The organism is Ligilactobacillus ubinensis, from assembly GCF_024160875.1.
GTDB classification, from domain to species: Bacteria; Bacillota; Bacilli; order Lactobacillales; family Lactobacillaceae; genus Ligilactobacillus; species Ligilactobacillus ubinensis.
On record NZ_JAIULA010000003.1, the window covers coordinates 1 to 22,882 of the forward strand.

Annotated in this window: 25 protein-coding genes and 1 riboswitch; of the genes, 2 read left to right on the top strand and 23 right to left on the bottom strand. The window is 32.4% G+C overall.

From position 1 onward, the window contains the following. Positions 1-214: 214 nt before the first annotated feature. The 7 genes from LB941_RS01975 to LB941_RS02005 form a co-directional block, all read right to left on the bottom strand. The gene (locus LB941_RS01975; protein ID WP_253359282.1) at positions 215-1,549 is read right to left on the bottom strand and encodes a dihydrolipoyl dehydrogenase family protein; all 1,335 of its coding nucleotides are present in this window, start codon (positions 1,547-1,549) and stop codon (positions 215-217) included. Positions 1,550-1,667: 118 nt separating this feature from the next. Next, positions 1,668-2,150: a GNAT family N-acetyltransferase gene (locus LB941_RS01980; RefSeq protein ID WP_253359067.1), complete on the bottom strand. Its 483-nt coding sequence runs from the start codon at positions 2,148-2,150 to the stop codon at positions 1,668-1,670. 30 nt (positions 2,151-2,180) lie between these two features. After that, entirely contained in the window at positions 2,181-2,600 is a 420-nt protein-coding gene (locus LB941_RS01985) for a DUF3021 domain-containing protein (RefSeq protein WP_253359068.1), read from the bottom strand. An 11-nt stretch (positions 2,601-2,611) separates the two neighbouring features. Further along, positions 2,612-3,064, bottom strand: a complete 453-nt coding sequence (locus LB941_RS01990; RefSeq protein ID WP_253359069.1) for a LytTR family DNA-binding domain-containing protein — start codon at positions 3,062-3,064, stop codon at positions 2,612-2,614. Between the two features lie 5 nt (positions 3,065-3,069). Further along, a complete protein-coding gene (locus LB941_RS01995; protein WP_253359070.1) occupies positions 3,070-3,930 on the bottom strand; it encodes an ABC transporter permease in 861 nt (286 codons plus the stop codon). 1 nt (position 3,931) lies between these two features. Then, on the bottom strand, positions 3,932-4,804 hold the full coding sequence (locus LB941_RS02000; protein WP_253359071.1) for an ABC transporter ATP-binding protein: 873 nt from the start codon (positions 4,802-4,804) through the stop codon (positions 3,932-3,934). Positions 4,805-5,005: 201 nt separating this feature from the next. Further along, the gene (locus LB941_RS02005) at positions 5,006-5,947 is read right to left on the bottom strand and encodes an NmrA family NAD(P)-binding protein (protein WP_253359073.1); all 942 of its coding nucleotides are present in this window, start codon (positions 5,945-5,947) and stop codon (positions 5,006-5,008) included. 114 nt (positions 5,948-6,061) lie between these two features. Here LB941_RS02005 and LB941_RS02010 point away from each other — a divergent pair, with 114 nt between their 5' ends. Beyond that, positions 6,062-6,973: a LysR family transcriptional regulator gene (locus LB941_RS02010; protein ID WP_253359075.1), complete on the top strand. Its 912-nt coding sequence runs from the start codon at positions 6,062-6,064 to the stop codon at positions 6,971-6,973. A 129-nt stretch (positions 6,974-7,102) separates the two neighbouring features. Here LB941_RS02010 and celB read toward each other — a convergent pair whose 3' ends face one another. From celB to LB941_RS02045, 7 genes are all read right to left on the bottom strand, one after another. Further along, positions 7,103-8,458 (bottom strand): PTS cellobiose transporter subunit IIC, encoded by a 1,356-nt coding sequence (gene celB, locus LB941_RS02015; RefSeq protein WP_253359076.1) that lies wholly within the window; start codon positions 8,456-8,458, stop codon positions 7,103-7,105. Positions 8,459-8,579: 121 nt separating this feature from the next. Next, positions 8,580-9,644: a serine hydrolase domain-containing protein gene (locus tag LB941_RS02020; RefSeq protein ID WP_253359077.1), complete on the bottom strand. Its 1,065-nt coding sequence runs from the start codon at positions 9,642-9,644 to the stop codon at positions 8,580-8,582. Positions 9,645-9,881: 237 nt separating this feature from the next. Beyond that, positions 9,882-10,676 carry a Cof-type HAD-IIB family hydrolase gene (locus LB941_RS02025; RefSeq protein ID WP_253359078.1) on the bottom strand — a complete coding sequence of 265 codons (795 nt, stop codon included), beginning with the start codon at positions 10,674-10,676 and terminating at the stop codon, positions 9,882-9,884. 127 nt (positions 10,677-10,803) lie between these two features. After that, the gene (gene ndk / locus LB941_RS02030; RefSeq protein WP_253359079.1) at positions 10,804-11,226 is read right to left on the bottom strand and encodes a nucleoside-diphosphate kinase; all 423 of its coding nucleotides are present in this window, start codon (positions 11,224-11,226) and stop codon (positions 10,804-10,806) included. A gap of 275 nt (positions 11,227-11,501) precedes the next feature. Continuing rightward, positions 11,502-12,911, bottom strand: a complete 1,410-nt coding sequence (locus LB941_RS02035) for an IS5 family transposase (RefSeq protein WP_253359080.1) — start codon at positions 12,909-12,911, stop codon at positions 11,502-11,504. A gap of 160 nt (positions 12,912-13,071) precedes the next feature. Next, complete coding sequence (locus LB941_RS02040; protein WP_253359081.1) at positions 13,072-13,728, bottom strand: alpha/beta hydrolase; 657 nt, start codon at positions 13,726-13,728, stop codon at positions 13,072-13,074. A gap of 144 nt (positions 13,729-13,872) precedes the next feature. Beyond that, positions 13,873-14,688, bottom strand: coding sequence for an undecaprenyl-diphosphate phosphatase (locus tag LB941_RS02045; protein ID WP_253359083.1), 816 nt, complete (start codon positions 14,686-14,688; stop codon positions 13,873-13,875). A gap of 327 nt (positions 14,689-15,015) precedes the next feature. On the opposite strand from LB941_RS02045, the gene LB941_RS02050 reads away from it, so the two are divergent. Beyond that, positions 15,016-15,555 (top strand): hypothetical protein, encoded by a 540-nt coding sequence (locus LB941_RS02050; protein ID WP_253359085.1) that lies wholly within the window; start codon positions 15,016-15,018, stop codon positions 15,553-15,555. An 87-nt stretch (positions 15,556-15,642) separates the two neighbouring features. Here the strand turns inward: LB941_RS02050 and LB941_RS02055 are convergent, their stop codons facing one another. The 9 genes from LB941_RS02055 to LB941_RS02090 form a co-directional block, all read right to left on the bottom strand. Continuing rightward, positions 15,643-18,174 (bottom strand): M1 family metallopeptidase, encoded by a 2,532-nt coding sequence (locus LB941_RS02055; RefSeq protein ID WP_253359087.1) that lies wholly within the window; start codon positions 18,172-18,174, stop codon positions 15,643-15,645. Between the two features lie 123 nt (positions 18,175-18,297). After that, positions 18,298-18,885, bottom strand: coding sequence for a DNA-3-methyladenine glycosylase (locus LB941_RS02060; RefSeq protein WP_253359089.1), 588 nt, complete (start codon positions 18,883-18,885; stop codon positions 18,298-18,300). A 75-nt stretch (positions 18,886-18,960) separates the two neighbouring features. Then, positions 18,961-19,398, bottom strand: a complete 438-nt coding sequence (locus LB941_RS02065) for a P-loop NTPase family protein (protein WP_253359090.1) — start codon at positions 19,396-19,398, stop codon at positions 18,961-18,963. Positions 19,399-19,423: 25 nt separating this feature from the next. Then, a complete protein-coding gene (locus LB941_RS02070; protein WP_253359092.1) occupies positions 19,424-19,960 on the bottom strand; it encodes a GNAT family N-acetyltransferase in 537 nt (178 codons plus the stop codon). Positions 19,961-19,985: 25 nt separating this feature from the next. Continuing rightward, positions 19,986-20,486 carry a GNAT family N-acetyltransferase gene (locus tag LB941_RS02075; protein WP_253359094.1) on the bottom strand — a complete coding sequence of 167 codons (501 nt, stop codon included), beginning with the start codon at positions 20,484-20,486 and terminating at the stop codon, positions 19,986-19,988. A 33-nt stretch (positions 20,487-20,519) separates the two neighbouring features. Then, entirely contained in the window at positions 20,520-21,485 is a 966-nt protein-coding gene (locus tag LB941_RS02080) for a S66 family peptidase (RefSeq protein WP_253359095.1), read from the bottom strand. A gap of 24 nt (positions 21,486-21,509) precedes the next feature. Then, entirely contained in the window at positions 21,510-22,004 is a 495-nt protein-coding gene (locus LB941_RS02085) for a YbaK/EbsC family protein (RefSeq protein ID WP_253359096.1), read from the bottom strand. Between the two features lie 218 nt (positions 22,005-22,222). Then, complete coding sequence (locus tag LB941_RS12520) at positions 22,223-22,354, bottom strand: hypothetical protein (RefSeq protein WP_275979981.1); 132 nt, start codon at positions 22,352-22,354, stop codon at positions 22,223-22,225. A gap of 13 nt (positions 22,355-22,367) precedes the next feature. After that, a complete protein-coding gene (locus LB941_RS02090) occupies positions 22,368-22,619 on the bottom strand; it encodes a GlsB/YeaQ/YmgE family stress response membrane protein (RefSeq protein WP_253359097.1) in 252 nt (83 codons plus the stop codon). A gap of 207 nt (positions 22,620-22,826) precedes the next feature. Further along, positions 22,827-22,871: riboswitch (PreQ1 riboswitch) on the top strand. Positions 22,872-22,882: the final 11 nt, after the last annotated feature.

The following is a 22,882-nucleotide window of genomic DNA, read 5'->3' on the forward strand; positions in this document are numbered from 1 at the left end:
GCAATTACAATTGTAACAGAGAGTTATTTCTCTTTTTTGTCTTTTTTTATTTCTACCCACAAATACTTTACACTAACGATACTTTTTATAACAATAAGAAGATAGATACTAAAAAAGTTCAGGATTTTTGTCCTGAACTCGTAAACCATAATGAAGTATGTTAATCTTAGAAGCCTATATTACGCATCTAAAGCCAAACTTTGAGTTAATTCTTTTAACGTATTTTATGCCAAGCAGAGGCACTGATTGAAGGAAAGATATGTGCTAATTGCCACATTTGTTCTTTAGTATAATTAAATACAACTGCTGGTAATAACGTATTTATTGCATCCTCTGCTTGTTCACTAAACTCAGTAGCTCCAACTAGATGTTCTTTTTCATCAAATATTAGAATACTCTCTCCGGTAGTTTGTTTATCAATTTGACGATACCAATCATTTGGAATTTTATTATGCACTAAACGCATATCTTTAGCATCTTTACTGTCAGGACTTAATCCCACTTTAGCTATGCGAGGTGAAGTATAAACAGTCGATGGAATTGCTGGATAAGTAATTGGATCAGCAGTTTGTTCACTAAACAGCTTATACAGATAATATGATTCAAACGTTGCTGTTGGTGTTAATTTAGGTTGTAATTTATCGAGTACATCGCCAGCCGCATAGATATTTTCAATGTTTGTTTGAAGATATTGATTGACTGTAATCCCCTTTTTAGTATATTTGATACCAATTTCAGCTAGATTCAAATTTTCAACATTAGCTATACGACCTGTTGCATCTAAAATCCAATCGACTGTTTTTACTTGTTCATTACCATATTGAATGGACAATTTATCTGCTACTTTTTTAAAGGACTTGATATTTGCTTCTTGAACGAATGAAATCCCTCGTTTTTGCATATCAGCTACCACTTGTTGGACAAACGGTTGATAAAAATTACGTAAAGCCACATTATGATGCATAAAAATAGTAACCTCTGCACCTACAGCATTTGCAATTGTTGCAAATTCCATACTAATATAACCAGATCCAATAATTGCAATTCTTTTAGGCAATTGTTCCAATTTCATAAAGTCATCACTAGTATGTGCTAATTCATTTCCTGGAATATTTAAGCGATTAGGTCTTAGTCCCGTGGCAATTACTATTTTTTCTGCAGTATATGCGACATTATCAACTAAAATGGTATGCTTATCTTTGAATTTGCCATAACCATGAATTAGTTTAACACCGGCATTAGTTAGTCCTGCTGCAATATTAGTAGGTAATTTTTCAATCACTTCTTGTTTATGCATGACTAATTGTGACCAATTAATTTTAATGTCACTTGAAACAATTCCTTGCATACGCTCAGCTAATCTTTGTAAAACAACCGGTGCATCTAAAGTTATTTTTGCATTACAACCCCTATTTGGACAAGTACCGCCCCATAGGCCTCCTTCAATGACAGCGACTTTTTTACCTACTGCAGCTAGTGGCCCTGCTCCATCAAAAGCAGCATGTCCACCACCTAAATATAAAACATCATAATCATAATTTGAACTCATCATTTGGCCTCCATCCATTAGAAACAACCATCTTATATAGCTGTATAGTATAACACTCAAAAAAGAAGGTAAAGTAAAACAACTTGTTCAAAGGTCAAAATGAGCAACAATTTTGAATTTATTTAAAATATTTTGTCATTTCAACAAAAGGATAGATAGAATTGTTGGCTTCTTGCATATGCCTTTTTGTTATTACAAAACCACAACGCCTATATACCGTTTGCGCACGAATATTAAATTCAGCAACATCTAAAATCAGTTTGTTAACTGGAAAGTTTTTTGTTGTATATTCGATAATTGTTTTTAGAAATTTTTCACCTAAGCCTTTACCGGTTAAGTTAGGTGCTAATCCTAAGCCAATTTCAAATACGTTAGGTGCAGTAGCAATCGATTCAAGCATAAAAAAACCTATTAACTTGTTATCTAAAGACAAAACTTGGTAGTAATTATTTTTACGTAATTGCGGGGTAACGATTTCTTCATAATCTTCTAAATCGGCTGTCATATCATAAAATGAATAAATGCCATCATAATGCCATTTGTCAGCAATAATTAAAGCATTTTCTTGAATCAATTGTTCAATTTTAAAATCTGTTTGCATAAAGATAGCCTATCCTTTCAAATGCTTGACTTAATTAGCCCTTTTTTTTTCTTTATTACGTTTTTGAATTTTTTCATTAGCTTTTCTAAGCGTTAACGACATCTTTAGTTTTACATAAAACCAAATAATTAAGTATATAAATCCAAACTCTAAGAAAAATTGTAGCGTATCTGACCAGGGAACCCAATTATTTAAATGCATTAACAAGAGCATTAATACAAAAGTACCAGTAAAGTGAATTAATAATAAAAATAAAAAGGGCATATCAATTAAATCAAAGATTACTGAAAGGATCCCCACCATTCCGCTGATAAACAGAACACTAAGAACAGTAAAACTAGTTAAATATTCCGGCTTTGAGAAAGAAAATACAATAAATAGCAAAAAAGTTGTTGCGCCAATACCAACACCTATAAAAAAACTGTTAAGAATTTCTTTTATAAATTTCATTAACTTCCCTCCTATAAACCTAAATGTTTTTCTAGATCACTAAGATATTTGCGGCTGACACTTGTGCGTAATTCGTTTTCTAAACGAGCAGTCATCGTTCCCGCAAAGTTGTCTTCTAGTGCTAGCAAATAATCTAAGTTGATGATGGCATGTTTTGAAACTTGCACAAATAATTTATCGGGTAATTTATCCATAAAGCGATATAATCGTTCTTGAATTACATAACTGGCAGTGACGGTATAGATTGTTAAACTGTCTTTTTGAACATCAGCAAGAATGATATCATTGATTTTTATTATTACTATTTTTTCAGTTGTCTTTATTGGTATAAGCTTAGCGATGTCTTCGTCAAACTTCTCAATATGAGTAAGTAACTTCTTGACTTCATCATTAAAATCTGCAGCCTTTACAGTGATATCAATATCTTTCTGTAATGAAGCATCTTGTTCAAAATGAACTTTCATTAGCATCACTCCATACGTAATTTTATTTTTTTATAAAAGCCTTCAGTACTCATAAATAGTGAGATAAGCAACAGAACAATTAATATTCCCATTAAGATCATGGCATTTTGAGAGATTGTAGTCAAATGGCCGTTCAAAACTAAACCCACGCCTAATTCTTTTTTGATTGCTAATGCTCCAGTTACGTTATTTAAACTATCGTGCATCAGCAACTGTCTATACAATGCTGCTGCATATGCTCCAGGCGTTATTTTAACCAAGTTTTGTGCAAAAGTAGGTAAGATACCAACTGGAATATAAGTTCCAACGAGAAAACCTGACATTGCACCGACAATAGATGATAATTTGCCAACTGTATCAATACTTTTCATAAAGTAAATTAGAATATAGTTTAAAACACTACCAACAAACGCTGCTAAAATTGCAATACCCAATAATTTTCCGTACAAGGCTCCGGAAATATTTAAATTGTCAATATGTTTAAAGTAGATAGCCATCACAATAAATAAAATGATTTGCATTACTGTGCCAATAATTGTTGCACTTATTATATAACTAAATTGTATCTTTGAGTTGGTTATCCCAGTTAATCTTATATCATCATAAACATTTTTTTCAATATCAGCAACCATTTGTGAAATTGAATTTAATGTGGCGGTCATGCTAGTTACTGCTAATGTACCACCAATCACCCATAAATCTAGCATTTTAGCCGGATTTTCTAACTGACTCCACGAGTGTAACATATTATTTTTTAAAAAAATGATAAATAATACAAATGAAATTAATGCTCCTAAAACTGAAAAAAAGACTCCCGCTCTTTTTCTAAAAAATAAAGTGAAATTTCGTTGTATAAGTGGTAACATTTTATTTCATCGCCTTTCCTGTCAAGTTCATGAATGCATCATTTAATGTTCCTCGATGGTATTCAAAGTGCTCAATTTTATTTTTGTTTTCTTGTAAAAAATCAATTGCAGCTAAAACTGAAATATCCGTAATTCTGATTTTTTGTTCAGTTACTTGCTCATATTTTCGATTAATGCTATCCATAAAATTATCTTCAGGATTGTAATCAATCTCTAAATAATCCTTGGTATTTTCATTTATTATTGTTTTTGCTGGTCCTTGCGCAATAATTTTTCCTTGGTCAATAACGTATACCATATTTGCATTTTCAGCCTCTTCTAAATAATGAGTTGTTAAAAAAATCGTTAAATTATTTTTTTGGCGCAAATTATCTAAAAAATTCCAGATGGCAAATCTAGTTTGAATGTCTAACCCCGTTGTTGGTTCATCTAAAAAGAGAAAATCAGGTTTAATCAGTAATGCTCGTGCAATATCTGCTCTTCTTTTTTGACCACCTGATAAAAGACCATACTGCATGTTTTCAAAAGCACTAAGCCCAAGTTCTTTGATAAGATATGCAACATCATTAAGTGTCACATTACCTTGCATTTTGGCACGAGAAATTAGATTTTCTTTAACGGTTAGAGCATCATCTAAGACACTACGTTGAAAAACAACACCTATCTTGGGCTTTTTGTTATTTGGTGAAATAAATTTAATTTCGCCAGAAGAAGGCTGCATGATACCAGTCAGCATTGAAATTGTTGTTGATTTTCCTGCCCCGTTATGGCCTAAAAAAGCAACTAAAGAATGTGTTGGGACTTCAATATTTAAATTATCAACTGCAATTTTATCATGATATTTTTTGGTTAAATTATGTGTAATTAGTTTCAAACTATGTTCCTCCAATCATTTGTATATAAGGAGCTTAGCAAATAAACTAGGGATTAGGTGCCATAATTCGACAACAGGTTTGTTAATTTATATAAGATGCAATATAGCAACTATGAATTTCAAAATAAAAAATAAGCAAGACAACAGGTTTTAACAACTTGTAATTCTTGCTTATGTAATACTACTGAATTATATTTTAAATTATCTTATCCAACTATTCCAAAGCGGTTGATATTCATACACAATATCCTCTAGTGTTTTAGGGTTATTCCCAGTTAAATCTTTAACAGTTGTAGTATTAATATTCATTTGACCTGTAGCTACACTGCCTTCGTTAGTTACCATATCGTTGCTTACTAATTTGAATGGTGCTTTACTGAAATCTCCTGAAAAATCGCGTGGAATATGAATAGAATCCATGAACTTGTAATACTCTTCAACACTTACCGGCTGATATTTTAATTCAACACCTGATTTTTTTGAAACAAAGTCGCAAATTTCTCGTTCAGAATATGCGATTGCACCAGTTACATCATAAGCAGTATTTTCACTACCTTTTCCATATAATAAAGCAGCAGCTACATCACCTGAGTCATCCTTGGGAATAAATGTCGCTTTGCCCTCACCGGCTGTTGTGCGCCAAATATTGTTAGACATAAATGCTAATTTAGGTAAATCTGTTAAATAATTATCTAAATATAAATTATTACGCATAATATTGAATTTCAAGCCAGAGTTAGTTAGATATTTTTCCGTGAATCTATGGTCATCTAATACATATTGTGTGTATTCTGGTCTATCTGCGCCTAAAAATGATGTGTATGTTAAATGAGATATGCCTGTCTTTTTGGCCGCATCAATTGCATTTTTGTGTTGTTGTTGTCTTGTTTCGCCGATTGCAATTGATGAAATCATGTATAAACGATCGCCATTTGAGAAGGTTTGTTCCATTTGCTTTGAATTATCATAATTTGCTTCAAGAACAGTAGCACCAATATGTCTAAAAAAAGCCCATCTTTCTGGTGAAACAAACTTTAAATCTGGTGTTGTAAGAATTAAATCCGATCCTGAAACATAGCGTAATATACCATTGATTACTTTTCCAACTAATTTTCCATCTGCACCTGTTACAATATATTTCATATAAAGCGCCTCCATTTATTTTATACAACTAAATTTTAACATCTACTATAGGAAAGTCTAATTGAAATGATTTATAATATATAATGATTTGTTATTGAAAGTAGGTCTTAAATTATGAATTCTAAACAACTAGAAGCATTTATTAATGTAGCTCAGTCCTTAAATTTTTCAAAGGCAGCCCAAAGAATGTTTGTTACGCAACCAACTGTATCAAATCTGATTAAAACATTAGAACAAGAGTTAGGCGTAGCGCTATTTGAAAGAACTGTTCGCAATGTGCATCTAACTCCAGCTGGTGAAACATTCTATAGTGATGCAAAAGAAATTTATACTCGTATTATTATGGCTACAGATAGAGCTAAACAAGAAAATAAAAAATTTTCAGCAAAGATTTCAATAGGATTGAGTTTAAATAGGTTTGAAAAAGATTTCTTGCCAAATTTTATAAAAAAATTTAGCCAAAAAAATGAGGAAACTCAACTTTTTTTCTATAAAGTAAAATATAAAAAAGGAATGCAAGATTTATTGGAAAGAAAAATCGATATTCTTTTGTTTAACACAAATGAAGTAATCGATAATAAAACAATAAAATCGATTACTTTATATAAAGATGATTTTGTACTACTTATTCCAAATGATACAAAATTAGCCACGCAAACGACAATAACTATCGCAGATTTGAATACTTCTACTATAATTATACCTAAAAGAACAGATAGTCATCCAGAATTAGAAGAACTACTCAAATATATTAAGCAAAAAAATGAATATGCTCACATTATTTACTGCGATGATATTCAAGTTGCTCAATTATTGGTTTCCTGTGGATTAGGTGTGTCAATTGTCCCTATCTTTGAAGTTGACAATAATAAAACAATTACCGTTATTCCATTAGACATTACTAAAATCACAAATATTAATCGAAAAATTCCATATGGAATTGCTTGGAATTCTTTTGAAAAAAGAAAAGAAATTACTAATTTTGTTAAACAATTTCAACAACACTTCAAAAAATGGAGTAATTAGAAAAAAACTGCTTTTTAGTACAAATAGCATAACCTATATACTACATAGATTATATATCTTGACTAAAGGCAGTTTTTAAGCTATTAAAATTGTAATTGGATGTCCTTATCATTCATCAAAATCAATCTTTTATTGTTCTACTTCTTCTTGTTGTTGCTCTTGTTTCAATAGTGTATTATCATAATGTTTGATAAACGGATACCATACAGCAAATGCAACTAAGGCACAAACTATAGATAATAGTCCACCTTTCCAACTAGCAGTAGCAAACAGTCCACTTAATCCAATAGGTGTTGGCCATGGTTGTTGAACTCTAATCTTAGGTACCAAATGGGTTGCAATTGCAAGATAACCGACTATCCCTGATGCAAGTGGAGCACAGATAAATGGAATGAGTAGTTGAACGTTATAAACAATTGGTAAACCAAATAGAATTGGTTCATTAATATTAAAAATTGCTGGAACAAGTTCAACCTTACCAATTTCTTTTAACTGGACAGATTTAGCACGAAAAGCAAGCCACATAGCCATTCCAAAAGTAGCTCCTGAACCACCAATGATAACAAAAGCGTTCATAGGGTCTCCTGCAAAGAAGTAAGAAGCCCCTTTTACATTAGCTGCTAAATTAGCCAAAACGATTGGTGTATAAAACGAACTTATAATTGTGGCTCCGTGAATACCAAACCACCACAAGAAATGAATTAAGAAAATAATAATTAAAAAACCCCACCACGTATTTGCAACGTTACTGATAAATGAAAATGGAATATACAGGATCTTGAAAATATCCGTACCAGCAACAATAAGTATCAAGTCAAGAAACGCAACGACTATCGCTACACAAAAACCTGGAATTAAAGAACTAAATGAATTAGCAACACCGGCTGGTACAGAATCAGGCATCTTAATTGACCAATTATGTTTAATCGTAAAACGATAAACTTGAACCGTTATCCAACCAACGACTAAACCTGTAAAAATACCTACAGCAGCAATTCTAGTTATTCCAGATGCAGAAACTGCATACCCTCCACCAATAATATTTGTCTTGCTTAATGATTGTACAACTTGAATGTTGCCACTCTTCCAAACAAGCTGTGGGACAGTAATAAACATTGCCATTAAAAACATCAACATTCCATTAAGCGGATTCAAATTAAGATGTTCCTCATCGCGGTATATTTTAGTGTAACTATACGTAAATGTACCTGCAAAAATCAAAGCCAAAATACCCATAGTTGAATTATATACGACTTGAAATAAGTTAGTAAACCGACCTAATGTATCTGCATAAAAAACAGCAAACCAGTTGAATGTAATAACCTGTGGTAAAATTTCAAGAATCAAAAAAACAGCACCAATAATTGAAAACGGAATAACACTATATCCAGCATCCATAATTGCACGTACAAATCTTGTACTAGCAAATTTTCCCGCTGCATTTGTTATTTTATCTCTAAATGAACCAGAACTTTCATCAACCATAAAGTTTTCCTCCTCGAAAATCTGTTATCTTGAATTATCAAGTCTGGACATCCAATTACATACTTATTATAAGCATTCTTTTTTATTATGACAAATATTCGATCCCTTTATAAAACAGCTATTAAAAACTGTCTTTCTTTTGTAAAATACTACTAATTTGGTCAATAATCTTCACGCCTTGGCTATCTGAGCCACCTTTATTCATCATAAACACAATATTAACATTATGCTTTCTATCACCATAATAAAAAGTATAGTATCCATTATCAGCACCTTGCGCTCTTTGACCATTCTTAAAATAATAGAATCCGCCAGAATAAAGACCGCCTCTATTTCTGGATAACTGTGCAAAGGATTCCTGTGAAAGTAAATTTCCATTTTCTAGTGCTGTAACAAATTTAAAATATTCAGTTGGCGAAGTATACAAATTTCCACAACCTAGCTCACCTGAGATTAATTTATATGAAATAGGGTGTTCTTCAATCTTATTTTGAGCATAATATGATATTGCAGCTTGCTTTTCTTGTTGCCCTATGTACTCATTAGTATCAGCCAATCCTAGTGGCTTTAAAATAGTAGTATTTAATACTTTTGAGTAAGGTTCTTTTGTGATTTTTGTTATGATTCCAGCTAAGAGCACATAGTTAGCATTTGAATAATCCCAAGTCATCTTGCCGGTAGATTTCAAATTTTTTAGTGTCCAATCAACGATACTTGAATCGCTAACCAAAACTTTATTTGGAATTGGCTCTCCCATTTCAATCCCAGAAGTATGATCTAATAATTCTCTAATTGTTATTTTACGTGCATATCGAACTTTCGGATAGTATTCACTTAATTTGGTATCCATTGTTAACAAATGTCTATCTATTAATTTTTGAATTATTACAGCTGTATATCCCTTTTCAAGTGAAGCAAGTGGATATAACGTTGAACTTGAATTTAATTTTCTTTTAGCATAGTTTGCATATCCAACCGAAATGGTTTGTATTTTTCCTAGTTTGTTATTAAAAACAACGGTTCCCCAAAGCTTGTTTTTAGTTAATAACTTTCTGATTTGCTCACTTTTTGAATTATGTACTTCATATTTTTCACTTTTTTTAATACTGGCTTTATTAATAAAGCCATATGAAAACATTAGCGCAAATGTCATTATAAACAAGCCAAACTTTTTTTGTTTAACCATCCATAGCACCTTCTTTAACCCTCTTTTTAATATTAGCAGATACTACAAAAAAACAGCTTACATAAAGTATGGCCTTTTTAAAACTGGACTAAAAGCTGTTTTTATGATTAGTATAGAAATATTTTACTTCATATAGTCTACCAACTAATTATTATATAATCTTGTACTCAAATTTAAACTTTATATTACAATAAATTAAGATTTCATCTAAATTATCACGAAATTTTGGCTTCATCTCTATATATTTAATAATTTTTCGATAATCTGTAAAACACCACTTTCATTATTTGAAGGAGCAATGTTACTTGCATGTTTTCGCATATCTTTTTTAGCATTTTGCATTACATATCCCATTCCAACATGATCTAACATTTCTAAATCATTATCGTTATCTCCGAAAGCCAATATTTCTTTTTCAGATATTTGCCAGTGCTTTTGTAAAATTTTTAATCCATTAGCTTTGTGCAATCCAGGAATTATCAAATCAATATAACCATTGCCACTTACTACAGCAGTTACTTCATCCTTAAATGTATGCTTTAAATGCCGATGATATTCACTAAATGGTGTATTTTCAACTAATAAAGCAACTTTAAAGATCATATCCTGTATATTATCAAAGTTGGGTACTTCGGATAGCTTGTGATAATAGTTTATAGCATTTTGCTTGAAGTCTAATGTTTCATTTTGTAAAACATAGGCACTTTTCTTCCCGCATATAATAGCATGTATATGCGGGTTCTCTAAAATTTCTGTATAAATTCTTTGTAGCACATCCATATTCATTGCGCCGCTAAATAATTCTTTGTTTCCTGCTACAACAAATGCTCCATTTTCTGCAACGTAACCAATCTCATCTTTAATCTTTGGGAAACAATCTTGTATTCTATATAATTGACTACCACTTGCAACTACAAAATGAATTTTTTGCGCTCGTATCTTTTCATATATTTTGGTAAAGCGCATTGTATCGTAAGTTCCTTGATCGTTTAGAAAAGTTCCATCCATGTCAACTGCTATTAGTTTTATCATACATAACCTCACATTTAATATTCATTGTTCCACTGGCATATTATATATTTTAGTTGAGCTAAAGTCCAAAAAAAATTGCCTCCGCTATTTTAGAAAGCAATTTTTAGTTTATTGTTATTTTAATATATTACATTTCTGGAAACCAAATTTTTATTTCTTTTTCAGCACATTCCTGTCCATCTGAACTATGCACAACATTTCTCAAATTGCCGTCTTCCCATTCACAACCAAAGTCACCTCTAATTGTTCCTGGAGCAGCTTCAGAAGGATTCGTTTTACCAGCCATTTTATGAAAGGCATCAATCACATTGATTCCACGCGCAACTATTGCAACAAGGGGTCCCTCTTTCATATAAGATGTAATTTCAGCAAAATAAGGTTTATCAACCTTTTCGGAATAGTGAAGCTTTAATTTTTCATCTGTTGCCATTGTTACTTTTAGTGCTTCAATGCTATACCCTTTCCGTTCAATTCTCGAAATAATTTCACCAATGTGTCCTGCTGCAACACCATCAGGTTTAACGAGAATCAGTGTTCTTTCTAACGTCATCTTCATTCCTCCAATAATTTCAGAATACATGATACAAATTTATTTTCACACTATCATTCAAAAAAAGCAAGCATCTGTCTAAAATAGAAATTACATTGATTTTCCCCCTTATATTCATAAGTTAAAGTTTATCATAAAAGTTAGTGTGCAATTATTACTACGTACCTTTGAATTTGTTTAATTTATTAAAATATATTTATCTGGCATATAATTGTGTTTTAATCTCATAAAAAAACAACTTCCTAATTAGTGGCTACTGAATTAGGCCCTTGAATTTAATCTATTTGGTTTGTTTGATAACTGATTTTTAAATAAATATCGTTAGTTTTGATGGTAAGCAAAAGTTTCCAAGAAAAAAAGCGTAAAACTGTTTCAATATTGGCCACCATAATCCCCAAATCAATTGAAACGGCGACAGTGGAGGCTGTTTTAGCGCGCACTAATCCTAGTCCGCATTTGTGCTTGATGAAGGAGAAGTATCGCTCAATTTTTCCACGACGATTTTCAGCGTCCCGGGCAGCTGCATTAGCTGCTCGCTGTTCCTCTTGAGTAATATATTTGGGCTTGCGTCCCAGTTTGGGCCCAATTATTTTAATCCCATGTTCCTTGGCAAACGCGATGTTTTCGCGGTTTCGATATAATTTATCGGCAAGAACTTCATCTGGATAGTAACCATGAACATGATGGTATCGCTCAATTACGGTTTGAAAGTCGGTACTCTCATTAAACGCATTGAAATCAACCCGTTCAATTTCAATGATGCCATTTTGAATGGAAGCATCAATCTTAGGGCCAAACTCTGTATTCTGTCGGGCTTTTCCGCGCTTGATTGGCCGCACATAGGGTTGTGCCAGACTAACAATGCGATCCTTAACTTGATGAGTCTTATTTTCATACATGAAATTCTGTTGTTCAAACAACTGTTGGATCGTCGCCAGCTTAACTAATTGACGTTCTGACAACTGACCACCTTGTTCACGAAGTTCGTGGACATAACGTAAGTCACGTCGCACATACTGCAGTTGCGCTTTAACCTGATTCCGGGTTTCTTTAGCTGAACGCCGGGGCTTTTTGGTGAAACGAACATAAGCTTTATGAGCTTCCCGCTTGTATGTTCGGGGAATCTTAGTGTTTAACTGGTGAGCCAACTCAGTAATGAACTTTTCAAGCGTTGTGCGAGCTTGGCTGAGTAGTGAATAGTCTTGCGGAAAGCGAATATTTACTGGTACGACCGTCGCATCCACGATGATTGTTTGGTCATCATCTAAAGAATGATTCAGTTGTTGTTTGGCCCAATCACCAATGATTGTTCGCAACTCAGAGCTAATGGGCGCAATTCGTTTGCGAAAGACCGTCATGGCAGAAGAACTAAAAGGTAACTCGATTTGATACTTGGGAAGTCCAATGAAGTATTGGTAAGCTGGTGTATCACGAATCGCATTAACCAGTTCAACATCCGACAGGTTAGTTGCCTGTTTAATTAATTGAGCACCAAAAAACAGGCGAAAAGGTTTTCCGGCCCGACCGACTTTTGAAGGAAAAACTGTAGTATAAACGGTTTCCAAGTTAGACCAAGGCAACTGATTGGCCAACTGAACCCACTTATTTTTAGGACTTAAAGCAACACCTAACTCTTGTCCAAAAGAATCGATTGAAAGTTGAACTGATTTAATCCGATAAACCATTTTTGGCACCCCGTTTTCTAAAAAATGCATGGGAAACAGCGAATTAACGTCATATCACATGCATTTATTATATAACTAATATGAAGTAATGGCTATTAAAATAGTTATTACAGGATTATTAAGTGCCCACTAATTAAAAAAAGTTGTTTCTGTTACTATTTTATTGTTTACTAAAGTGAAGTTTATTAGCCCATATAGCTGCATCTTGCATTACTTCTGCTGAAACGCCATGGCCAAGCTGATACTGATGAAACTCTGTGCTAAGTGCATAGTTTTCAAAGAATGTTGCTAAGTGTTGCCCAACTTGTGGTGCAAAAATGGGATCTTGCAACCCTTGAGAAATAAAAAATGTAGTTTTAATTTCGTTAGGCTTCAATTCTTTTTTAGCATTTATTTCAATAAAATCAGGTAGTCGACCACTTAATATAACAGCTGCTTGTAGCCAATTTGGATGCAAAGTGGCTAAAGTACTTGCTAGAATTGCACCTTGACTAAATCCAATAATACCTAGTGGATGCTTTTGCAAATCATTTTCTATTAAAATCTGTTTGATTTGTGCATAAATATTTTCTGCAGCCATACCAACAACTGTGGCTTCTGAGCTTTCTTTAAAATCAGGTATATAAAAAGTAAATCCGGTTTGAAAGGAAATTCCACCTTGTACATGTAATTCAATAACAGACTTACCAAATATTGGCACAAGGGGGCGTAAATCTAAATAATTAGACCCCATTCCGTGTAATGTTATGATTACAGGAATATCAGGTACAGTCTTATATTTTTCTAAACCTAGTAATTCGTACTTCAAAGTATTCATAGTTGACTCTCCCAAACTATTAATGTATTTTTCTAAAATGTAAATTTTATTATATACTTCTCTAATTCAACAGTAAAACAATATTATTCGCAACTTACATTGTTTTTGAGAAGAGTCAATTGATACAGCATACTAAATTTGCAATTAGAGAATTTTTGAAAGAACAACTCCTGCTCCCATAATGATGCAGTATAAAGAAAAAGGTCCCATGGTGTTGATTTCTTTACGATTAAACCAGTGCATTAAAAAGTAAACACTCAAAAAAGCAAAGAATCCAGCGACTACACCACCTGTTAGGGATAGACCAACTAGTCCAGCAGGATGATGTGCCACTAATTTAGGGACTTCCATTACAGCAGCACCAGCAATTACAGGTGTTGATAATAGCATAGAATATTTAGCGGATTCTTCGTTTGATAATCCCATCCAAAAACCGGCTGTCATACTGGAACCAGAACGTGAAAAGCCTGGAATTAATGCGAATGATTGAAAAACACCAACGATTATTGCTTGCCACCAAGTTAAGTCATCCATTGATTTGGTTCCCTTTTTTCTAAGACGTTCACCTAGAAAAAGTAAAATACCATTTACAATTAAAAAAGATGCTGCTAAAAAAACATTGCTAAATGCATTTGTAATTGTTTTTTCAAATATTGCGCCTAAGATAACGGCTGGAATAGTACCCCAAATGATTAGCATTAAAGATTTCCTAGAATCACGTGCATTAAAGATTGAATGAATTATTTTTATCCAATCTTTTCGAAAATATAGAAGTAATGCAATCGTTGTTCCTAAATGCATCATCACAACGAATTCTAAAAAATTATCCTTTAAAAAAGTTGGATTAAGATGCCATCCAAATAAATAGGGAATAATTACTGAATGAGCAACACTACTAATTGGGAATAGTTCTGAGATTCCTTGAACAATTGCTAGAATAATTGTTTGAAATAAAGTCATACACACAGCCTCCTTTACTGCATGCTAATTGTACTATGTTGACTTTATAAAACAGACCATTCTTACTGATTTTTAAAAATGTTTGTGCTATTTTTACTTTTATTTAGATTAAGTTAAACATTTATTATGAAAAGGTTTAATTTGGTGATTTATTAAAAAATAGTACTATTATGTATCCTTGACCTTTGATAGTAAAGTAAATATAAATATTTTTATTATTCAAGTAAGATTTTCTTCCAAGTCTCTTTGTCATAAGATAGAAATGATGTTATACTAATTAGGATAAATAATTTTATAGGTTAGATTGACATATTGGGGAGAAGCGCAATGTTACAAAATAAAGAAAATAAAAAGATGGATAACCATCTTAGCGAAAAACCACTATATAAAAAGCCTTGGTTTTGGATTTTTGTCGTTGTATTTATCTTTGGAGTTTCTCAAATTGGACGAACCGATAGTACTACTTCAACTAATAATTGGGAAACAAAAACAAGTAAAAAACTTGTTATTTCTTCTTCAAGTTCAAAAACAAGTAATAGTTCGGTAACTAAAGCTACTTCAGAATCAAATACCACAACAACTAATTCTAATGCACAAAAAGCAAAAGAATCTGGATTAATTCAAACTTCAATCGTTAACAATCAGAATACTTTTCAATATACTACATATGTTAATGATAAAGTTAATTTAAATGCCAATCATCAAACACAGGCTAATAAAAACATATCTGTATGTCCTGCTTCAAATAGCCATAATAACTGTACTGTAGTAAATCCAAACTATATTAATAATAAAAAGCAAAAAAATATGCCTATAAAGAAAAGTATCCCAGAAGTAGTTTATAAAGTCTCTCATTCGAATGAATAAGGAGCTTAAAACTCATAGTAAAAAAGCCGAGCTAGTTAGACAGCATCTTCATGCTACATAACTAGCTCGGCTTTTTAATGATTATTTTTACTTGACTTGTTTAGCAACCGCTGTATTTACGGATATTGCTTCAGCTTCTACTAAAGCAACCCGACTGCTAATAATATTGATATCCATCTGGATTTCACGTGTTAACCCAGGAGTGTTGATCTTAGGTTCAAAGAATTCTTTGAATTCTACTAATCTTTGCGCATTCTTAAAGACTCGTGCTGTTACAGTAATATAAGTTGTAAATTCCATATCACCACCAACTTTAGCTTCAAGCCAACTCCAGTTATTACGGATCCAATCCCAGGCAATTTGCTGTCCATCACTATTAGCTAAAGTACGATAATACCATGCCCTTAAATCCTGTGGTTTAATCGTATTTACATCTTCAAATTTTTCAACTAATTGACTAATCAGTTCAGAATCAGATGTACTTGTTAGTGCAGCACTTAAATCAGCTTTATAACTAGCATCAGTTGCTTTAACATACTCTAACAGTAATTGGTCAAATAGAGCCTTGTTTCCAAAGTGTTTTATTTCATTAGCTAAAACTAAAGCACGTGTTGCAGCGGGTAAATCAATTAGGTTAGCCTGCTTACCAAATATTTCATGTGCAGCGGCAATAGCTTCTTTATTTTTAGCATATAAAGCCGCACTTAAAACATAAGGCCGTGTTAACTTATCATCATCAGATTCACTTGGTGCTGATTGCCAACCTAAGCGTTTGACAGCTCTTTGACTCAATTGATCAAAGAATTTTTGTAGTTGCTTTTCTTCTATGGTATTAGGCTCAACAAATTTTTTCAAATTATTGGCTGTTTGGTATAATGCCGAATTAACAATTGAGAAATGACTATCTTTAAACTTAGACAATAAAGGTACAATCTTTGCATATGATATTTGCCGACTATCTGCTAATAAACGCAAGTCTTGCAGTAACTGCAACTGTGCTATTGCATCTAACTTTTCAATGTTATCTAAGATGTCATTCAATAAAACATCATCATATTTAACAATAAAGTGTGAATCGTTACCAACATTTATTCTAAAAGGCTTAGCATATGTTTCGCGAAGTTTTTGATAATCACCTAAAACGAGGTGCTTTTCTTGCATGATTGTTGGAACATCCGCATAATTTCCATGTAATGGGATTGGCCAACTTCTATCAGCAAGTTTTCCTTCACCAATAAAGAATTGTTCTTGCGTTAAAGTTAATTGTCCATCTTCAACAGTTACTGCAACGACTGGATAGCCTGGTTGCTCCAGCCATGAGCGCATGATAGAGCCAACATCTATTCCAGCAGCTTCACCAAGAGCTGTCCATAAATCGTCTCCAGTTGCATTTGCATATTGATGAGCAGCAAAGTAATGCTTTAATCCAGTACGTAAAGCATTATCACCAATTAAGGCGCGCACCATGACTAACATTCGAGCACCTTTAGCATAAACAATTGCACTATCAAATAAGGCATCTATCTCAGCAGGATTATTTACTTGAACATGCACTGGTTGCACTCCATCAGTTGCATCGCGTTGTAGCGCTGCTGCAACATCTGTTTCTTGAAACATTTCCCAAATTCGCCATTCAGGTTTAATTGCATCTACAGCAACATATTCCATCATATTAGCAAAACTTTCATTTAACCATAAATCGTCCCACCATTTCATCGTGACTAAATCACCAAACCATTGATGGGCAAGTTCATGAGTAATAACAGTAGCAACTAGTTTTTGTGTATCCAATGCAGTATTCTTAGGATCTAATAGCAAGTAGGCTTCTCGATATGTTACTAACCCCCAGTTTTCCATTGCTCCTGCTGAAAAATCTGGAAGAGCTAATTGCCATGAATGTGGCAATGGATATGGTGTTTGGTAGAAGTCTTCATAAAACTCAATTGCTTTTTTAGAAATTTCTAAGGCGAAATCAAGTTCATGTGCTTGATGTGCTTTAGTAGCAAAAACACCAATTTTAACGCCACTTTTAGTTGATGTTATTTTACTTTGTAGTTCACCAAATGCAAACGCTACTAAATAAGTTGACATTTTAACTGTTTTTTCAAAGTAATGAATACCTGCTTCATTTTTTATTTCAGGCATATTACTTAAAATAGTTTCTCCGGCATGTTCATCAAATTTAATTGCTAAATTAAATGTTGCCTTAGCTTCTGGTTCGTCTATACAAGGAAAAGCTTGACGTGCAAAGTTAGTTTCAAATTGAGTTCCAATAATCTGCTTTTTGACACCAGCTACTTCATAATAGGAAGGATATATTCCCATCATAGTATCTGTTAGAGGTGCTGTATAGCTAATTGTGAAGATGGTCTCACCACTTTTTGGCAATTCAATTTGTACAGCATTTGCAATATTATCTATCGTGTATGCTAATTGTTGCTCACTAGATTCAACCTGCGTAATTTTTAAATCCTTTTGATGAATTGAAATAGAGGCTTGTTTTGCAAAACCTGTAATGGTTGTCTTACCCGTTATTTTTTTTTCTTGCCGGTTAATATCTAAGAAAATATCATAATTTTCGGGTTGAAATGAATCATAAAAACGTGTTATTTCAGTCATTATATCCTCCTAAATAAAACAGAATAAAGTCATTATACAACTTTTAGTAAGTAATCTGCCATATAACAAATAAAAATAATTATTCATTAATGAATAGCTTGTTTATATTCTACATTTTTTATATTAATTTAGCCACGTTTGATCATCAGAAATAAAATTTTGCTTTGCTATTTTTGATACATGTTGATTCCCTACAACATAAAAACATAAAGGTCTATTTTTCCATGAATCTGTACATGTAACCCCTATTCTTGAGCGCGAAGCTATTTTCTTAGGAATAGATCCGATTTTTAACTGTAAATTTGAACTAATAATATCTTCACCATTAAGTTGGCGTGTTATTTCAGCCATTTTAGTTAATTTCCCTGGCCCATTTGCTATACATTTGCCACCGGGTATTTCAAGAGCTCGAATTAACACAGCTTCAGCAATATTAGCCGGCCTAGTTACAAAATTAAGCATATTATATCCATAGATTTGATATACATACCAGTGCCCTGCAGATAAATACATAGCTTCATTTTTAGGTGTTCTATGTCCTCCTGCACTATGGCTAGCACTATCTTTACTTCCTAAGTAAGCTTCCGTTTCGACTATTTTTCCTAATAGTTGGTTATTAAAAATTAATTTCATTCCTAATAAAGCTTTAGCTGTTTTTACCGTATCTGTTTGCATTATATTTTTAATTTTAGTTGGTATCTCATATTCCATTAAGCTATTCAATCCACCTTATAAACTAAATTTACATCGGTCAAAATTTTTGTATATAGATTTCCAAGAGTATTCTCAGTTAATTTTTTGGTCATTATCACTTAAGACATCATTTTCAATCCACCAATCGTTGAGAAGATCTTCTCCAAAAGAAACCGACTTTTGTTTATCATGAGCTAGCGTCATTTTAAAAGGTATATCTAAATAATAAACTAGGGCATTTGATCCAAATTTTTGACAATTTCTTTTTAACATTGAGCCATAAACATCTTTACGTAAAATACCTTCAAGAATGATAATTTGATAGTGTTTGATACCAAATCCAATTAGCGTGTCAATTAAATCAACTGCGGGAGTATTCACAGTATCATGTGCATGCAAAATTTCACGTCGCAACACATCTTGTTGTAATAACAAACATTGATGTGTCCCAAAATGTTTTTGCAAACATTTAGCTAATGTAGTCTTACCACTACTTGAATTACCTCTAATTAAAATAAAAATATTTTTCATTATTTTGCCTCGATATTGATAAGGATCATACATTATCTTTTTGCCACTCTTCACGTAAAACACCATATTTAACAGAATCAAAATATTGTCCTTGCCAATAGCGAACTTTTCTTATTTGGGCTTCTTTTTTTAATGCTAACTTTTCTGCTAAACCAAGCATCCGGTAGTTTCCAGACCATGTAGTTAATCCAATATGTGGCAAATTTGTTTTTTCAAACAATTCAGTTATCCATAAGGTTAGTGCTTGATAACCGATATTTTTATGCCAATTAGTTTGCTTATATATACAAATTCCAACATCTAGCCACTTTTCTAACTTGCCATCTTCAAAATAAGCAGAAACCATCCCCACCATTTTTCCATCTAACCAAATCACTTTTTTTAAAGGATTATTTAGATAACTATTTGGAATATTATTTTGTAAAAATTCCTTTTTATTTGGTAATTTGTCATGAAAGTATGGACCATTCCATTTAGTCCATTCTGCATTAATATCACTAAACGCTAATTCCCAAAACATTTGAGCTTCGGTTTGTGTTAATTTTTTAAGTATTATCGCCATATTGATCCTCTTTTTAAAAATGTAATTAGTTTGAAATAATTTTCCCCATGTAGTACTCATCAATATAATGTCCTTCTTGGAAAATCGAATTTCTTTTACATCCTTCAATTTCGAAACCGTTTTGTTGATATAAATGTAATGCCACTAGATTATTAACCATAACGGTTAGTTCTAATTTTGTAACTTGATTCTGAAAAACCCATTTAAACAACTCTTCAAATAATTTTTTTCCTACTCCCTGATGACGAAACTTTTTTCTAATCCCAATCACTATATAAGCAATATGCTTTATTTTTTGCATATTACTACGCGTAGCACTGATAAAACCGAGAATATTATTCTTATCTTGTGCAACTAAAATAACTCCATTTTGTTGATATGTCTCTACAATTTGTTGTTGCATTTCTAAATTAGTTGTTCGTCTTTCATCAGGGTTGAATAACATGAAGTTTGTTTCATAGTCTAACTGACGCAAAAAAGTTAAAAATGCTGTTGCTTCTGTCGCTGTTAATTTTTTTATTTCCATTACTTCTCCTAAAGTTAATCTTATATGTTTTCATTAAAAATCTGAAAATTCAACCTTCATCTTAGTCGCATTAAAAATAGCTCGTGCACCTAATGGAGTTGTTAACATTGGAATTGTATGACAACTGTCATAATTATAAATTATTGGCATAGTAGTGTCATTAAGCACTTCTTGCAAAATATCTATTGGTTGTTTTTTAGAGCCTAAATCATCAAATAATGCATGCTTGCCCAGCACGATTCCTTTTACTTTAGTGAAAATATCTGCATTTTTTAACATCGCAAAGTTTTTTTCAATTGTAGCTGCATCTTTTTCGGCATCCTCAATAAATAAAATATTATCATTTGTTAAGTCTGGGAAATATTTAGAAGCTAAAATACCATAAATTGTATTTAAATTTCCCCCTATAACTCTACCCTCTAATGTTGAACAATTAATAGCATGCCATGCATTAACTTTTTTAATTTTCTGATGTTCATATTCTTCCCAATTTGCTTGATCATCAGACCAAAATCTGGGTGCTGTTAACTCTACAACTGTATTGTATGTAGCAGAATAAACCTTGTAAAATGCTGCCCATGTTTCTTCTACAAATGATTCTGATTCTCCAAATGAAGCAACTAAGGCAGGTCCATATAAAACACGGCAAGTAGGCGCCATTTTTTTAATTGCTAATAATAACGCTGTTGTATCAGAATAACCAACAAATGTTTTGGGATGGTGCTTTAAATACTCATAATCTATATAGGGTAGAATTGAATTAGTATTGGTTCCTCCGATAGTAGACATAATTACATCAATTTCAGGATTGTAAATTAACTCATTAATTTCATTGGCACGCTGACGAATTGTTCCTGAACGATAAAAGTCACTCTTCTTTGTTAAACTGCCTGCAGTAAGAGCAACACCTTTAGCAGCTAAAAATCTTTTGGCCCGTTCAAAACGTTGTTGTGAAATTGCAGTAATTGGTGTAGAAGAACTGTAAAATCCGATATGCATAAGCTAACCTCCTATTGGTTACTTTTAGCAAGGTTCAATTAATTGTGGGACATACCCTAATCTATTCAAAACAAGATTCAAATCTTGAAAGGTGATTAGTACCGTTGCTGTATTAGTATTGGGATGAATTGGAATTGCCTCTATTTTCTTTAATTCATTGCTTAAGAGAACTTGTACTTTTTTTTCAGTATCATACATCAATGCGAGCGGTGTTACCATTCCTGAGATAACATGTAATATTGATTTTAGTTCAGGTTCTTTGGCAAACTGTAATTTCTTTTGACTAAGATTAATTTGTTGCGCTAACTTTCTAAAATCGACTCTTTTATCAGTTGTTAGATACAAAAAATAATGCTCTGTCTTTTTTTCTTTTAAAAACAAATTTTTAACTTCTGTTAATCCTGCAGGACTATTGGGATCATCCATTGTCCAAATAGCGGGATGTTCAATCAGCTGATAATTAATATGTAATTCATTTAGTAAAAAAAGTGCTTCTTGTTCTGTTGCTAGACTAGCCATTAAATCCTCCAAATTAAAGATATTTATATCTTAAATACTAAGCTAGAATGATTAGCGTTTCAACTTGAATTTTAAAATAAAATTCAAATTCTTATACATCGATATTATGTCACAAAAAAAGATTGAACTTTTTCGAGTTCAATCTTTTTTAGCGTATTTGTTCTATAGATGTTAAGCCAACTAAAGTTATCATTTTATTACAGACTCATCTTTCTTCTTCAATGTATTTTATCTTGTAGCTTATCACCAATAGTATCAATTTTTTTGGCAGTAAATATAGTCCCTCCGACTAAAACACCACTTACAATCAAAGTTGAAGCCAATGCGAATTTTAAAATTGAAGATATCATATCCACAACCCTCCTATTTATTTGCTACTCCGAAAATAAAAGAAACAACCGCTACCACAATTACCGCCCCAATGATTGACGGAATAATTGCCATTCCAGCTAAATGCGGACCCCATGAGCCTAAAATAGCTTCCCCAACAGAAGAACCAATTAAACCAGCTATTATATTTGCAATCCAGCCCATTGATTTACCTTTACTCGTAATTGCACCAGCAACCGCCCCTATAACCGCTCCTATAATTAGTACCCATAACCAATGAAACATAAAAACCACTCCTTAAATATAAAATATAAATAAATTTTACTACATTCTAATTATATAGCACGCAATATATATTTAGCAAAGATTATGCTTACTTACTTTTAAAATGCTATATGTATTCAAAAGTTCGATACCGCTAATATTATTCTGGAATGCTTTTTTATATTTGGTATACTAAAATAGTGCATTTATTTAAATCAAGTAATTTTACTTGGACTGGTTCGAAAACTTCCCAGTATAACAAACTAAGAATCTCTAAGGAGGTA

Bases quoted from the DNA above. Each gene is read 5' to 3' on its own strand.
- LB941_RS01990 (WP_253359069.1), bottom strand. From the start codon at position 3,064: ATGAAAGTTCATTTTGAACAAGATGCTTCATTACAGAAAGATATTGAT.
- LB941_RS12520 (WP_275979981.1), bottom strand. From the start codon at position 22,354: ATGATATCTTCAATTTTAAAATTCGCATTGGCTTCAACTTTGATTGTA.
- LB941_RS02050 (WP_253359085.1), top strand. From the start codon at position 15,016: ATGTTACAAAATAAAGAAAATAAAAAGATGGATAACCATCTTAGCGAA.
- celB (WP_253359076.1), bottom strand. From the start codon at position 8,458: ATGGTTGATGAAAGTTCTGGTTCATTTAGAGATAAAATAACAAATGCA.
- LB941_RS02085 (WP_253359096.1), bottom strand. From the start codon at position 22,004: ATGGCTAGTCTAGCAACAGAACAAGAAGCACTTTTTTTACTAAATGAA.
- LB941_RS02065 (WP_253359090.1), bottom strand. From the start codon at position 19,398: ATGAAAAATATTTTTATTTTAATTAGAGGTAATTCAAGTAGTGGTAAG.
- LB941_RS01980 (WP_253359067.1), bottom strand. From the start codon at position 2,150: ATGCAAACAGATTTTAAAATTGAACAATTGATTCAAGAAAATGCTTTA.
- LB941_RS02090 (WP_253359097.1), bottom strand. From the start codon at position 22,619: ATGTTTCATTGGTTATGGGTACTAATTATAGGAGCGGTTATAGGGGCG.
- LB941_RS02070 (WP_253359092.1), bottom strand. From the start codon at position 19,960: ATGGCGATAATACTTAAAAAATTAACACAAACCGAAGCTCAAATGTTT.
- LB941_RS01995 (WP_253359070.1), bottom strand. From the start codon at position 3,930: ATGTTACCACTTATACAACGAAATTTCACTTTATTTTTTAGAAAAAGA.
- LB941_RS02020 (WP_253359077.1), bottom strand. From the start codon at position 9,644: ATGGTTAAACAAAAAAAGTTTGGCTTGTTTATAATGACATTTGCGCTA.
- LB941_RS02035 (WP_253359080.1), bottom strand. From the start codon at position 12,911: ATGGTTTATCGGATTAAATCAGTTCAACTTTCAATCGATTCTTTTGGA.
- LB941_RS02005 (WP_253359073.1), bottom strand. From the start codon at position 5,947: ATGAAATATATTGTAACAGGTGCAGATGGAAAATTAGTTGGAAAAGTA.
- LB941_RS02045 (WP_253359083.1), bottom strand. From the start codon at position 14,688: ATGACTTTATTTCAAACAATTATTCTAGCAATTGTTCAAGGAATCTCA.
- LB941_RS02040 (WP_253359081.1), bottom strand. From the start codon at position 13,728: ATGAATACTTTGAAGTACGAATTACTAGGTTTAGAAAAATATAAGACT.
- LB941_RS02075 (WP_253359094.1), bottom strand. From the start codon at position 20,486: ATGGAAATAAAAAAATTAACAGCGACAGAAGCAACAGCATTTTTAACT.
- LB941_RS01985 (WP_253359068.1), bottom strand. From the start codon at position 2,600: ATGAAATTTATAAAAGAAATTCTTAACAGTTTTTTTATAGGTGTTGGT.
- LB941_RS02025 (WP_253359078.1), bottom strand. From the start codon at position 10,676: ATGATAAAACTAATAGCAGTTGACATGGATGGAACTTTTCTAAACGAT.
- LB941_RS02080 (WP_253359095.1), bottom strand. From the start codon at position 21,485: ATGCATATCGGATTTTACAGTTCTTCTACACCAATTACTGCAATTTCA.
- LB941_RS02010 (WP_253359075.1), top strand. From the start codon at position 6,062: ATGAATTCTAAACAACTAGAAGCATTTATTAATGTAGCTCAGTCCTTA.
- LB941_RS02055 (WP_253359087.1), bottom strand. From the start codon at position 18,174: ATGACTGAAATAACACGTTTTTATGATTCATTTCAACCCGAAAATTAT.
- LB941_RS01975 (WP_253359282.1), bottom strand. From the start codon at position 1,549: ATGAGTTCAAATTATGATTATGATGTTTTATATTTAGGTGGTGGACAT.
- ndk (WP_253359079.1), bottom strand. From the start codon at position 11,226: ATGACGTTAGAAAGAACACTGATTCTCGTTAAACCTGATGGTGTTGCA.
- LB941_RS02060 (WP_253359089.1), bottom strand. From the start codon at position 18,885: ATGGAATATGAGATACCAACTAAAATTAAAAATATAATGCAAACAGAT.